This is a genomic window from Stenotrophomonas sp. DDT-1 (assembly GCF_001580555.1).
GTDB classification, from domain to species: domain Bacteria; phylum Pseudomonadota; class Gammaproteobacteria; order Xanthomonadales; family Xanthomonadaceae; genus Stenotrophomonas; species Stenotrophomonas sepilia.
The window spans coordinates 40,089-53,165 of the sequence record NZ_LEKR01000031.1; the positions used below are offsets into that span (position 1 = coordinate 40,089).

The 13,077-nt window shown below is 67.3% G+C and carries 12 protein-coding genes; 3 read left to right on the forward strand and 9 right to left on the reverse strand.

The window, feature by feature from the left end:
* Positions 1–85 precede the first annotated feature (85 nt).
* The 5 genes from plsB to AB839_RS14660 form a co-directional block, all read right to left on the reverse strand.
* The gene (plsB, locus tag AB839_RS14640; RefSeq protein ID WP_061479924.1) at positions 86–2,722 is read right to left on the reverse strand and encodes a glycerol-3-phosphate 1-O-acyltransferase PlsB; all 2,637 of its coding nucleotides are present in this window, start codon (positions 2,720–2,722) and stop codon (positions 86–88) included.
* On the reverse strand, positions 2,722–3,675 hold the full coding sequence (locus AB839_RS14645) for a hypothetical protein (RefSeq protein ID WP_061479925.1): 954 nt from the start codon (positions 3,673–3,675) through the stop codon (positions 2,722–2,724). The genes plsB and AB839_RS14645 overlap by 1 nt, the downstream gene beginning before the upstream one ends.
* A gap of 316 nt (positions 3,676–3,991) precedes the next feature.
* Complete coding sequence (locus AB839_RS14650; protein WP_061479926.1) at positions 3,992–4,813, reverse strand: serine protease; 822 nt, start codon at positions 4,811–4,813, stop codon at positions 3,992–3,994.
* A 218-nt stretch (positions 4,814–5,031) separates the two neighbouring features.
* Entirely contained in the window at positions 5,032–5,757 is a 726-nt protein-coding gene (pyrF, locus tag AB839_RS14655; protein WP_061479927.1) for an orotidine-5'-phosphate decarboxylase, read from the reverse strand.
* Positions 5,754–6,677, reverse strand: coding sequence for a 5'-nucleotidase, lipoprotein e(P4) family (locus AB839_RS14660; RefSeq protein WP_061479928.1), 924 nt, complete (start codon positions 6,675–6,677; stop codon positions 5,754–5,756). Before AB839_RS14660 ends, pyrF begins: the two co-directional genes overlap by 4 nt.
* A 101-nt stretch (positions 6,678–6,778) precedes the next feature.
* Between AB839_RS14660 and AB839_RS14665 the strand changes: the two genes are divergently transcribed.
* Positions 6,779–7,432, forward strand: coding sequence for a DUF480 domain-containing protein (locus tag AB839_RS14665; protein ID WP_061479929.1), 654 nt, complete (start codon positions 6,779–6,781; stop codon positions 7,430–7,432).
* Between the two features lie 78 nt (positions 7,433–7,510).
* Here AB839_RS14665 and AB839_RS14670 read toward each other — a convergent pair whose 3' ends face one another.
* From AB839_RS14670 to AB839_RS14685, 4 genes are all read right to left on the reverse strand, one after another.
* Positions 7,511–8,035, reverse strand: coding sequence for a GNAT family N-acetyltransferase (locus tag AB839_RS14670; RefSeq protein ID WP_061479930.1), 525 nt, complete (start codon positions 8,033–8,035; stop codon positions 7,511–7,513).
* 91 nt (positions 8,036–8,126) lie between these two features.
* Positions 8,127–8,612 (reverse strand): DUF3592 domain-containing protein, encoded by a 486-nt coding sequence (locus AB839_RS14675; protein ID WP_082783355.1) that lies wholly within the window; start codon positions 8,610–8,612, stop codon positions 8,127–8,129.
* Positions 8,613–8,632: 20 nt separating this feature from the next.
* The gene (locus tag AB839_RS14680) at positions 8,633–9,373 is read right to left on the reverse strand and encodes a DUF3592 domain-containing protein (protein WP_197467686.1); all 741 of its coding nucleotides are present in this window, start codon (positions 9,371–9,373) and stop codon (positions 8,633–8,635) included.
* A gap of 107 nt (positions 9,374–9,480) precedes the next feature.
* A complete protein-coding gene (locus AB839_RS14685; RefSeq protein ID WP_061479933.1) occupies positions 9,481–11,457 on the reverse strand; it encodes a UvrD-helicase domain-containing protein in 1,977 nt (658 codons plus the stop codon).
* Between the two features lie 99 nt (positions 11,458–11,556).
* On the opposite strand from AB839_RS14685, the gene AB839_RS14690 reads away from it, so the two are divergent.
* Together AB839_RS14690 and AB839_RS14695 are read left to right on the forward strand one after the other, a co-directional pair.
* Positions 11,557–12,228 (forward strand): SEL1-like repeat protein, encoded by a 672-nt coding sequence (locus AB839_RS14690; RefSeq protein ID WP_061479934.1) that lies wholly within the window; start codon positions 11,557–11,559, stop codon positions 12,226–12,228.
* Between the two features lie 124 nt (positions 12,229–12,352).
* A complete protein-coding gene (locus tag AB839_RS14695) occupies positions 12,353–12,973 on the forward strand; it encodes a thymidine kinase (RefSeq protein ID WP_008264720.1) in 621 nt (206 codons plus the stop codon).
* Positions 12,974–13,077: the final 104 nt, after the last annotated feature.

Genomic DNA, 13,077 nt, shown 5'->3' on the forward strand with positions numbered 1-13,077 from the left:
CCGTCCTGGTGGGTGCCAACCTTGGTTGGCACGGCTGGAAGGTGTGGACCAAGGTCCACACCCACCGCAGGAGCCGGCGCTGCCTTCAATCCTGCGGCGCAGGCTCGTCCGGGCGCGCTGCTTCCGGGCTGACCCGCTCGATGGTGTGGCGCAGCTCGCGACCCAGGATGAACTTGGCGTCCTTGGCCCAGGCATCCAGGCGTTCATCGAACAGCAGCTTGCTGTTCTCGTCCGGCCACACCAGGCGCAGTTCGCGCAGCTTCTGGATGAAGCCGCGGAACAGGGCCTTGTCGAAGAACTCGGGAGCGGCCGGCGCATAGAGCAGGCTCAGGCGCTGCGCGGCCTGCTGGCACAGGCTTTCCAGCTCGGCCGCACCGAGCACGCCCGGGCCGTTCTTTACCAGCACCGAGATGGCGATGTAGTAGCGCTCGAACGCCTGCTGCAGCGAATGGCCGATCGCCCGCAGGCGGAACACCTCGTCGGTCTGCCCGGTGTTGCGTGCCAGGATGCCGCCGTCGTCATCGTTGACGTTCTGCAGCAGGCCTTCGCGCACGAACACATCGATGGTGCGGTCAATGCGCTGCGCGAACTCGTCCTCGCTCCACGGCAGGAACAGCTCGGCCTGCAGGAACGGGTAAACCGTGCGGCCCAGCTGGACCAGGCCGGTACGGCTCATGCGGCGGTTGTTCTGGAAGCAGCAGGCCACCCACGACGAGGCGGTGAACAGGTGCACCACGTTGTTGCGGAAGTAGCTGAGCAGCACCGCGGTGTCGCCGCTGACGCTGAGCACATCGCCGAGCGGGTGCTTGATGCGGGTGAGGACGTTGATTTCCTCGGCATGGGCGATGATCCGCTCCGGCGAGTGCGGGGTCACCGTCACCCGGTCCGAGTACGGCATCTCGACCAGCAGCGTCTTGCACAGCTCGATCTGCGCGATCAGGTCGGCCTCGCCCATCGCGTGCTTCGGCGTGGACAGCAGGGCCAGCGCCAGCAGATTGATGGGGTTGACGTCGGCAGCGCCGTTGATGCGCACCTGGATGCGTTCGGCCAGCGTATCCACCGTGGTCGACAGCCAGGCTGGCTTCTCGTCCTCGGACACCGCCTCGCCCTTCCACTCCGGGGCCTTCTCGGCCAGCACGTCGTTCAGCGCGATCGGCTCGCCGAAGTTCACCACCACCTGGCCGTAGTTTTGCTTGAGCACCTTGGGGATGCCCCACAGCAGCGACCAGATCGACTCCTTTTCCTTCGGCCGGCCGGACAGTTCGTCCAGGTAGCTGCCGCCCTCCATCAGCTTCTCGTAGCCGATGTAGATAGGCTGGAACAGGACCGGCTTGCGCGGCTGGCGCAGGAATGCACGCAGCGTCATCGAGATCATGCCGCCCTTGGGCTGCAGCAGGCGCCCGGTACGCGAGCGGCCGCCTTCGACGAAGTACTCCAGCGAATAGCCACCGGCCACCAGCTGCGCGACGTACTCACTGAGCACTGCAGAGTACAGCGCATTGCCACGGATCGAACGGCGGATGAAGAACGCACCGCCCTTGCGCAGCAGGGTGCCGACCACCGGCAGGTTCAGGTTGATGCCGGCGACGATGTGCGGCGGCACGATGCCACGGTCGTACAGCAGGTAGGACAGCAGCAGGTAGTCCATGTGGCTGCGGTGGCTGGGCACGTAGACCACTTCGTGGCCCGGCGCGGCGGCCTTGAACTTGTCCAGGTGGTGCACCAGCACGCCCGCATAGATGCGGTTCCACACGTGGCTGAGCATGAAGCTGGCCGAGCGCACCACCGGGCTGGAATAGTCCGCAGCGATTTCCCAGGCGTAGGCGTGTGCCTTCTTCCAGGCATCGGCCGGCTTCGAGTTGTCGCGCTTGGCCTGTGCGGCGATCGCTTCGCGGACCGGCTCGGCGGCCAGCACCTGGTCCACCAGCAGGCGCCGGGTCGACAGGTCCGGGCCGATCACCGATTCACGGATGCGGCGGAAATGGGTGCGCAGCACGCGCTGCAGCTTGCGGACCGTGCGCTCCGGCTCCAGGCCTTCGTCGACGGTGCTGCGCAGCGAGATCGGCGGGGCGAAGCGCACGATGGTATTGCGCCCGTTCAGCAGCAACCCCAACAGGCGGCGGAAGCGGCCCACCAGCGCCCAGTTTTCCGAGAACAGCACCGCGAACCAGCCGCTCTGCTTGTCCGGCGCGCGGCCGACGAAGATCGACACCGGCACCAGGTGCACATCCAGGTCATCGCGCACGCGGTGCGCCTGCAGGACCTTGGCCAGCGAATCGGAGTGGGTCTTGGCGCCGCGCTGCTCGGGAATCAGCGAGTTGCTGGAGCTGCGCCGCGACAGCGCCAGATAGGCGCGCTTGCGGCCGGTCGGATCACCGGCCAGCGGCACCAGCGGCGACGGCAGGCCGGCCTGGCGGCAGGCCTTGTCCAGGATCAGCGCGTTGGACAGGCCGTAGTCTTCCAGCACGTACATGACCGGGCGGCCATCGTTGTACTGGCCCGGGTCTTCCGGTTCGATCTTCAGCGACAGCCACGGCTCGACCAGGCGACCGAGCAGTCGGGCCCACAGAGGACGGCGGCCGGCCGGACGCGCGTGCGCGGGCGGCGGTACCGGGTTCGGGCCGGTACCGGTCGAGGGGGACGCCGGCACCGTATCGGCGGGCGTCGACTGGGATTCTTCGCCGGGGAACGGCAGCGGGTTCTGTTTCGACATCGGCGCCATTATGGCTTAGCCGGCGGTGTTGCCGCTTCCCCACCCTCGGCGGGGGCTTCGGCCGGTGCTGGCGACGCAGCCGCGCGGGCCGCATCGGCCTTGCGCAGCAGCGCGTCGGTGTCGGCCAGGGTGCGGGTCAGGTACCAGTGGCCCTCGCGCCGGCTCAGTGGCAGCTGCAGGGTCATCTCGCGACCGGCCAGGTCGTAGTGCAGGCGCACCAGCGCATTGTCACCTTCCACCGACAGCAGTTCGCCGCGCACGCTGCGCAGCGCGTCGTCCACGCCGAGTCCGTAGCTGCCCAGCACCGCCTTGAGGGTGTGGATGAACGGCGCCAGCTGCTGCAGGCTGCCTTCCATGCCGGCCGCCTGCAGGCCGGCTTCATCCTCGAAGCCGACCTTGCTGGCGGCGCCGACCAGCGCGGCGATGGTGCTGCGGGCACGTGCGCGGTCGCTGATCGGGGCAGCCTGCGCCCACCCCGCCAGGGTCTCGACCAGGGCGATGTAGTGGGCCTGCTGGCTGGGCGTGTAGCCCTTCTGGTGGCGCAGGTACTGCACGCCGAAGCTGCCCATCGACTGTGCGGCCTGGCGCACGGCGCCGGCCTGGCCAGCCAGCTGGCGATCGAAGCTGCGCTGCAGTTCGGCGCTGGCATCGGGCTTGCGCAGTGCGGCCAGCATCGGCAGCAGCTGGTCGCCCAGTGGCAGCTCGGTCAGCGGCCACTGGCTGTGGCCTTCCACCCACGCCTGCTGCAGGCGCTGGTACTGGCCCGGCGGCACCGACAGCTTTGCGTAGCCGACCAGATCATCTTCGGCCAGGCGCAACGCCATCGCCTGTACTGCAGCCACCGGCTCGGCCGCCGGCCTGGCCGGATCGTTGGCAGACTCGCGGCACCCCGCCACGGCCAGCAGCAGCATGGCCGCCAGCCCCCATCCACGCGCAGACTTTCCTCGCACCGCCACGCTCATGCACTCGGACTCCCCGGACCGGCCCGCATCTTGCGGCCTGCGACGTGACAGCGGCAAGCCGGGACGTCACGGTTTCCAGCCAAGGGGGTCAGATCTCCTCTGCTGCGGGCAGAAGGGATCTGACCCCAGCGCCGCCACCGGGATAAAAAAAGAGCCCGGATCACGGGGATCACAGGCTCTTCAAGCCGGCGCGGGGCCGGAGGACAGTGTTGTGGCACATGTCCGGCCCGAGGGCCGGATGGCGGCGATCCTACGCTGCCGCTCAAGTTAAGGCAACACTTCACGTAATGCCATGTATGTATTTGATTTTATTGTATCAATCGCGTTGCCAAACCGCTTCGATGAAATCTACGGCGTGTTTTTCGGCGATTCGGGCATAAATCCCCGGATAGCCGGCCAGCGCACAGCCCTCGCCCCAGCTGACGACACCGAACTGGGTCCAGCCTTCACGCAGGCGCAGCAGCAGGGGGCCTCCGGAATCCCCCTGGCAGCTGTCGATGCCCTCGCGGCCGGCGCAGATGACCTTTCCACGTGACAGTTCACCGCCGTAGGCCTGCTGGCATTCGGTGAAGGAAACGAACGGCACCTGCGCGGTCTGCAGCTGAGTCGGATAGACCCGGCCATCGCCGATGTCGGTGTCTCCCCAGCCGATCACCGTGAATTCACGGCCCGGCTTGAGATAGCTGGCGTCGGGCCGCAGCTGCAGTGCCACCGGCTGTGCACCGTCCAACGGTGCGCTGAGCTGGATCAGTGCGACGTCGTGCTCCAGCGAATTGCCGCTGTTGAATGCCGGATGGACGTGGATCGCCTTGACGTTGGACGGTCGTGGCGCGGCGTCGGTGGACAGGGTCGTGACCTTGCCGACAACGGCGATGCCACCAGGCGCTTCGCCCTGCATGCAGTGCGCGGCCGTCAGCACCCACGAGGGCGAGATGAGGGTGCCCCCGCAGAAGTGGCGGTCGTGGTCCGAATCGCCGTCGAAGATGCCCTGGATGCTGACCATGAACGGGTACTCGTCGGCCGGCGCCGCTTCGCCGCCGATGATGCGCGGCGCATCGCGCAGCTGCGGCGCAGCGATGGCGGGTACGGCAGACGCGGCCAACAGCAGGCCGATGAACAAAGAGGTGCTGCGATACATTTCCCTGTACTCCTCTGTCGATGGTTGGAACCGGTGCGGCCGCGGTCCGTACCGGTGCATCGATTGGGGAGCAGTGGAGAGGCCCGCAGCGGGAACGTGCGCACAGTTCTCGTGGCTGGCGCTGCGTGCGACAGATGCAGCCCCACAAATGCGAACGCCATCCCGCATGGATCGGGATGGCGTTCGTGGTGCCAGCGTGACCGGCGTCGGTGGTGGGCTCAGCGTGCAGCCAGAGCCGACGCGATTTCCTGCTGGATCGCCCGCGCTGCGGCCTGCGGATCGGCGGCCAGGCGGATCGGGCGACCGACCACGATGGCATCGGCGCCATCGGCAAAGGCCTGCGCTACGCCAACGGTACGCTTCTGGTCATCGCCGACCGGGCCACCGGGGCGGATGCCCGGGCAGATGATCGAGAATCCGCTGCCGGTGGCAGCGCGGATCGGGGCGGCTTCCTGGCCCGAAGCGATCACGCCATCGATGCCGGCGGCCTGGGCAGCCAGCGCGCGCTCGACCACCACGTCCACCGGTTCGCGGTCGATGCCCATCTGTGCGAGGTCGGGGCGCCCCATCGAGGTCAGCACGGTCACTGCCAGCAGGCGCATGTCGCCGCTGTTGGCGGCCGCGCACGCCTCCATCATGGCCGGGTGCCAACCATGGATGGTGGCGTAGCTGACCGGCCACTGCGACAGGCGCTTGATCACCGCCGCAGCGGTGGCCGGAATGTCGAAGAACTTCAGGTCGACGAACACGCGCTTGTCGCGGCGGGCCAGCTCATCGAGCACCTGGAAGTACTCGCCGGAGGCGAGCAGTTCCATGCCGATCTTGTAGAAGGCCACGCTGTCGCCAAGGCGGTCGACCCACGCCAGCGCCTGCGCGCGGTCAGGCACGTCCAGCGCGAAGATCAGGCGCTCGTCGTCGCGCAGCGGCAGTGGCGCGCGGCTCATGGTGCGTAGTCCAGGGCGGCGCGCTTGGCGTCGTGTCGGGCCTGGCGCGACTGGCTGTAATCGTTGTTGAACTGCGCCGGCTCGAAGCCACCGTAGGTCGGGTTCGGCAGCATCCACCAGCGCTCGCCGAACCAGTCGTGGTACTGCTGCAGCAGGGCGTCACGGCCTTCGTTGGTGTTGGCGGTCACTTCCACGAAGTCACCCAGCTGGTCGCCGAACTGCATCAGCACGCGGTACTTCTGCCCGGCCAGGCGGCGGCGGCAGTTCTTCTCGCTGCCAGCCTGCTCGCAGCCTTCGACCACGGTGCCCAGGCCCAGGAACACGCTGTCATCGGCCACCGGCAGGCCCTGCTCGCGCAGGTTGGCCAGGGTCGCGTCCTTCAGGTGCACGGCACGGTTGGAGATGTACAGCAGGGTCACGCCCTTGGCGTTGGCCGCCTTGGCGAAATCAACCACGCCCGGGATCGCCTTGGCCTTCTTTTCGGCCACCCACTGGTCCCAGCTCAGCTCGTCGTATTCCTTGCCGTCGCGCACCAGGCGCGCCTGGTAGGGCGAGTTGTCCAGCACGGTCTCGTCCACGTCCAGCACCACGGCCGGCTTCAGGCCCTTGGCCTCGTTGCCGCGTTCTTCCGGCACCAGAGCATCCCAGTGGGCCTCCTTCAGCGCCGCATCCAGGCGATCGGCGGCGGCCCGGTAGGTCTGCTCGGTGATCGCCCTGTACTCCTGCGCACGCTGCATCCACAGCACGGCGTTGAGGTTGTCGTTGGCGGTGGCATCACGCGCGCCATCGGCCTTGGCGGCAGCGGCCGGGGCCTCCGGCGCGGCGGGTTCGGCAGCAGGCGCGTCCACGCGCTTGCAGGCGGACAGGCCCAGCGCCGCAGTGGCGAGCAGGGTCAGGGACAGGGAAACAGGACGACGCATGGATTCACCGGCAATCAGATATACCGGCGCATTTTACCGGCAAAGGCGGCCCCGGGACGGCTATGCTTGGCGGTTGACCCGTTGCCCTTCCGGAGGCCGCCATGACCGATTCCACCCAGACCCCCGACGTCCCCCTGCTCGACGCCGTGCAGGCCCGCCTGCTGGGCTGCCTGGTGGAGAAGGAGGCAACCACACCGGACACCTACCCGCTGACGGTCAATGCGGCCCAGTCGGCCGCCAACCAGAAGACCGCCCGCGAGCCGGTGATGAACGTCGACGCCGGCAGCGTGCAGCACGCGCTGCGCCAGCTGGAAGCACTGGGCCTGGCTCGCCAGCACTTCTCCTCGCGCGCCGACCGCTACGAGCACCGCCTGCAGGCCGCGCTGGACCTGACCCGGCAGCAGACCGTGCTGCTGGCGCTGCTGTTGCTGCGCGGCCCACAGACCCTGGGCGAGCTGGTGTCGCGCAGCGAGCGTCTGTACCGGTTTGCGGATATCGACGAAGCCCGCCACGCCATCGAGCGCCTGCAGCAGCGCGCGCTGCTGGTGGTGCTGCCGCGCGCCAGCGGCCAGCGCGAAGACCGCTACATGCACCTGCTGTGCGGTGAAGTGGATGGTGCCGCGCTGGCGGCCAAGTACGCCAGCAGTGGTGGTGGCAGCAGCGATGCGGCCGATCCGGGCCTGGCCGAGCGCGTGGCCCAGCTGGAAACGGCCGTGGCCGAGCTGCAGGCGCAGCTGGCAGAACTGCGCGGTTGAGGGGGTGGGTGCCGACCGTTGGTCGGCACTGCATCTGAATCGTGCCGACCAACGGTCGGCACCTACCAACATCAGGGATCAGACCTCCGCCGCTCCCGGCGTGGCATACAGCCGGCTCGGGCTGTCCACGCCCGGCAGCTGGATGACTCCGCGCTCCTGCATGCCCAGGCCCAGCAGGATCTTCCCGGACACCACGTTGTCCAGATCGGTAATGCCATACAGATCCCGCAGGCCCAGCGCTCCGCGTGCATGCGCGAACACCGCACGTGCCGCCTCACCGGCGTAGCCCTGCCCGGCAAATTCCGAGAGCACCGCATAGCCGATGTCCGGCCCCGGCAGGCCATCACGCCGCACCAGCCCGGCATTGCCCAGCCACGCGCCATCGGACAAGCGCTCGATGGCATACATGCCGAACCCGTTCAACGCATAGCTGTGCAGCACCCGCAGCGCGATGTACTCCCGCGCCTGTTCCTCGCTGTGCACGTTGCGATCACCGATGAAACGCACGAAGCCTGGATCATTGAGCAATACCAGCATCGGCGCAGCATCCCGGTCTGGTTCCAGGCGGCGCAGCCGCAGGCGTTCGCTTTCGATGGGATGCATGGGTGGGCTCCGGAAGGAATACCTCGATTCTGCAACGCCAGCGCCCGCCGTGCAGCACGCTCAGGCCAAGTGGGCCACTACGATGCCCAGCCTAGCCACATGCCCCGTCACGCGGGCCGAACAGGATCGGCCAGTAGCGCACGCACAGGCGATGGACGCATGCGGCGATCAGGCAGAACCCCATGCCCATCAGCGCCAACAGCAGCGGTGCGCCCCAGCGCAATCCCGGGTGCTGGATACGAGCCTTGGAAGGCATGCCGCCGGGATACAGCACCTGTACCTGTTCGCCGACCACGTACAGTGGTGCCCCGGTAGCAAAGGACGCGGTGAACTGAATCATCTGCGCCTGTGCGGTCTGGAACCTCACCACCGGGCGATGCAGGGTGATGTCACGTGCGGGCATCCCCTCCATTTCCGACCGGGCATCCTCTGCCCGGACGGCCACCACCGTTCCGGTTACGGAAACGGCCTTGCGCGCGAAACGCTGGACGTCCACGAACAGCCAGGCGGCGGCCAGAAGGATCAGCAGGCCCACGGCAAAGAAAAACAGCAAAAAACATCTGAGGAGGGTGGGCATGGTGCTGCCGGGTTGATCGATCAGCGTGCAGGTGCCGGCGCTGATCGAATGAAGGAGGTATCGACATGGTAGTAGCGCGGATTGCCCGGCATGACATGGACATCCAGTTCACGCCCACTCACCTGTGCACGGGGATCGGCCCAGAGATACGCACTGTGGAAGACATGCCATCGAGTGGTTTCAGGATCGCGCCAGGCGCAGACGATGACGAACGGATGCCTTCCCCCCGAAAATACTCCGCGATCGCGCTTGATCGCCCGGACCTTGGCTTGCACCCGTGTCCCGTGGCGAAGGAGCTGCCTGCGCCGCCATGCCCTCGCCACCTGCGGCAGGTGCATAAATCCCACCGCCAGCAGGAATGGGCCGCCGGTCACTCCCAGTATGACGCTCAGGCCCCAGGGTGATGAGAGCGAACGCACCAGGGCCTTGTCCGGGCGGTCCGGCAGGTACAGCACATCTACATGATCGCCCGTCATGTAGGCACGATGGCGGGTACGACCTGCGAAGAACCGCATCACTTGCCCGCTGCTGGTAGTGAAGTCCACCCAGTACAGGAACTTCACCCCTGAAGTGCGCGAACCACCGCGATCAACGCTGACGGCATCCACATGGGTGATCCTGCCATCGGCAATGACCGCCGCATCGAGGAAGCGCCTGGCCCCAACGTAGGCCAGAAGCGCTGAAACAAGCAGGACCAGGCCCAGCCCGAGGAAGGTACGGGTGAGAACAGGATGGATGTCGTTGGACACGATGAAGGACACGGCGCGCACTTCGGGTGCGCTCACACTAGGTCTTAACCCGATGCAGGCTCAAGGCCAGAAGCGTCAATCGGACGGATTGGAATACCACTTTAGTGGCTTTTCGATCCTCAATCGAACAGCGCCTCGATCGCGGCCAACCCCGCCGTCGCGCGCTCCTTCTTCCGCGCTGCATCGGCCACCGGGTCAGCACCGTCGCGCTGGATCTCCTCGGCCGGAATCTCCTCGAAGAACCGGCTCGGCTTCAGGCGTACGTGTTCGCCGAACTTGCGCGTCAGCTTGCTGTAGCTCATCCACAGCTGGATCTTGGCGCGGGTGATGCCCACGTACAGCAGGCGCCGTTCTTCCTGCAGGTTGCCCTCGTCCAGGCTGACCTGGTGCGGCAGCACGCCGTCCTCGCAGCCGACGATGAACACGTACGGGAATTCCAGGCCCTTGGAAGCGTGCAGGGTCATCATGCGCACCTGATTGCCGCCCTCGTCCTTGTCGCTGCGCGACAGCAGCGCCAGCTGGCCGGCCAGGTCGGCGGCGGTTGCACCGCGCGGGCCGCCCTCGAACCACTGCGCCAGTTCCTCGATGTTGTTTGCGCGACGCTGGTAGCTGGCCTCTTCCTTGGCCTGCTGGCGCAGCTCGCTCAGCAACCCCGATTCCTTGGCCACCTTGCGGATCATGTCGCCGGACGTCACCTGGCGCATCTGTGCACGCAGGTCGCGCAGGATGTCGGTGAACCGCGCCAGGCTGTTGGCCGCACGCGGTGGCAGCTGCTGCAGGGCACCGATGGTTTCGGCCACATGCGCCATCGGCATGTCCTTTTCCTGGGCCAGCTCGGCCAGCTTGGCCAGCGTGCCGGCACCGACGTCGCGCTTGGGCGACTGCACCGCACGCATGAACGCGGTGTCGTCATCCGGGTTCACCAGCAGCCGCAGCCAGGCCAGCGTGTCCTTCACTTCCTGGCGTTCCAGGAACATCGTGCCGCCGGTCAGGTGGTAGGGGATGCGCAGCAGCTGCATCGCCTTTTCCAGCGGCCGCGACTGGAAGTTGCCGCGGAACAGGATGCAGAAGTCACTCCACGGCACGTTGCGCGACTGCGCCACGAAGGCGATCTCGGCGGCCACCTTTTCCGCCTCGTGTTCGCTGTTGCGGCATTCCCAGACCCGGATGCGCTCACCGTCGGCCTGGTCGCTCCACAGCTTCTTCAGGTGCTCGTGCGGGTTGTTGGCGATCAGCGCATTGGCTGCGCGCAGCACGCGGTTGGAGCAGCGGTAGTTCTGCTCGAGCTTGATGATTTCCAGCGTGGGGTAGTCACGCCCCATCTGCTGCAGGTTCTCCGGGTTGGCGCCACGCCAGGCGTAGATCGACTGGTCATCGTCACCCACGCAGGTGAAATTGCCCTTCTCACCAGCCAGCTGCTTGAGCAGGCGGTATTGCGCGTCGTTGGTGTCCTGGCATTCGTCCACCAGCAGGTAGCCGATGCGCTCGCGCCAGGCCAGGGCGATCTCGGGGTTCTCTTCCAGGATCTGCACCGGCAGGCGGATCAGGTCATCGAAATCGACCGCATTGAACGCGGTCAGCCGCAGCTGGTAGCGCTCGTAGACGCTGGCCGCTTCCTTCTCGCGGTTGCTGCGTGCGGCGGCCATCGCCTGCTCGGGCGACAGCCCGGCGTTCTTCGCGCGCGACACCAGGTTCTTCATGTCCTCGATGTCATCGGGCTTGGCGCCGTGCATCAGGTCCTTGATCTGCGCGGCGGCATCATCGGCATCGAAGATGGAGAAGCCGCGCTTCAGGCCCACGGCGGCATGTTCGATCTGCAGGAACTTCAGGCCCAGCGCATGGAAGGTGCAGATGGTCACCTCGTCAGCGTCCTGCTCGCGCAGGCGCTTGGCCACGCGCTCGCGCATTTCCTTGGCCGATTTGTTGGTGAAGGTGATCGCCGCGATGCGGCGCGCCGGATAGCGGCCACTGCCGATCAGGTGGGCGATCTTCTCCACGATCACCCGCGTCTTGCCGCTGCCGGCGCCGGCGAGCACCAGCAAGGGGCCTTCGATGTGCAGGACGGCGGCGGCTTGGGGGGGATTGAGACCGTGCATGGGGACAGGATTGTAGCGGGGTGCCGGCGGGCCGACCTGACTTGCATGACACCTGGCCGTAAGGTATTGAGTCGACACCGGAACACAGGAGCGTGGTCCATGTCCTTGAACATCATCGCCCGCCCGCTGGTGGCTACCCTGCTGGGCCTGCTGGCCGTGCCTGCGGCCGGGTCCGGCCCGCCGCCGCGCACGGATGCCTATGAAGCGATCGTGCTGCAGTCGCACGAGTTCCTCGTCTACCATCCGGACCTGCGCTTCCGTGGGCTCGGCATGCAGGCCCGCGAACGGGGCCGCCACGAAGAAGCCCGCAACGACTTCCGCAATGCCGCGCGCTACGGCGACAAGCTGTCACAGGCAGCGCTGGCCGACATGCTCTGGAACGGGCAAGGCGGTCCGGCCGACCGCGCCCTGGGCTATGCATGGATGGACCTGGCGGCCGAGCGCGGCACCGAGTGGCTGGTGGTACAGCGCGAACGCTTCTGGGAGGCGCTGTCCGCCGACGAGCGCGAGCGCGCGGTGCGCGAGGGCCGCGCGCTGTATGCCGAGTTCGGCGATCCGGCCGCGACGCCGCGGCTGGAACGTGAACTGCGGGCCGGCAGCATGCGGCAGACCGGCAGCCGCGCCGGCTGGAACGGCGCCATGCGCAGCCAGGGCCGTGGCGATGCGGGGGCCCGTGTGCTGCAACCGGAAAAGCACCAGTTGGCGCGCTACTGGGACCCGGTGGCCTACCGGCAATGGCAGGACGAGGAGCTGGCCAGATCGGGGCAATGAGCCACGCCTGCCAGGCCATCGTTGCCTCGGCGCTGCTGGCACCGGGGTACGCGACAGCCGGCACGTGATCGCCCGGCCACGGCCGATCCGCGACGGCGGGCCGGGTGGCGACTAGAATTGGCCGATGGCCAAGCTCTACTTCTACTACTCGGCGATGAACGCCGGCAAGACCACCACCCTGCTGCAAAGCGCGCACAACTACCGCGAGCGCGGCATGCGGGTGGCGATCCTGACTCCACGCCTGGACGACCGTGCCGGCGCCGGCGTGGTCGCCTCGCGGATCGGCCTGCGCGCTGACGGCATGGCCTTCGACCGCGATACCGACCTGCAGCGCTGGGTGGAGCAGGATCTGGCAGCCAACGGCCCGATGGGCTGCGTGCTGGTGGACGAGGCGCAGTTCCTGACCCGCGCCCAGGTCTGGCAGCTCAGCGAGGTGGTCGACCAGCTGCGCATTCCGGTGCTGTGCTACGGCCTGCGTACCGACTTCCGCGGCGAGCTGTTCGAAGGCAGCCAGTACCTGCTGGCCTGGGCCGACGAGATGCAGGAAATCAAGACCATCTGCCACAGCGGCAAGAAGGCGACGATGACCGTGCGCGTGGACGAGCATGGCCACGCCGTGCAGGACGGCCCGCAGGTGGAGATCGGTGGCAACGACCGCTACGTATCGGTCAGCCGCGCGGAGTTCAAGAAGATCACCCGCGGCGAAGGGCGGATCGACCCGGCGCAGGCGCCCCTGCCGCTGTAAGGGGTGTTCTTTTGCAGGGCTTGCAGCCCTGCACCTGCTCAACGCAACGGCAACGGCCAAAGCCAAAGCGGCATTCCGCGGGATGGCGGGGCGGTGTGGGTGGG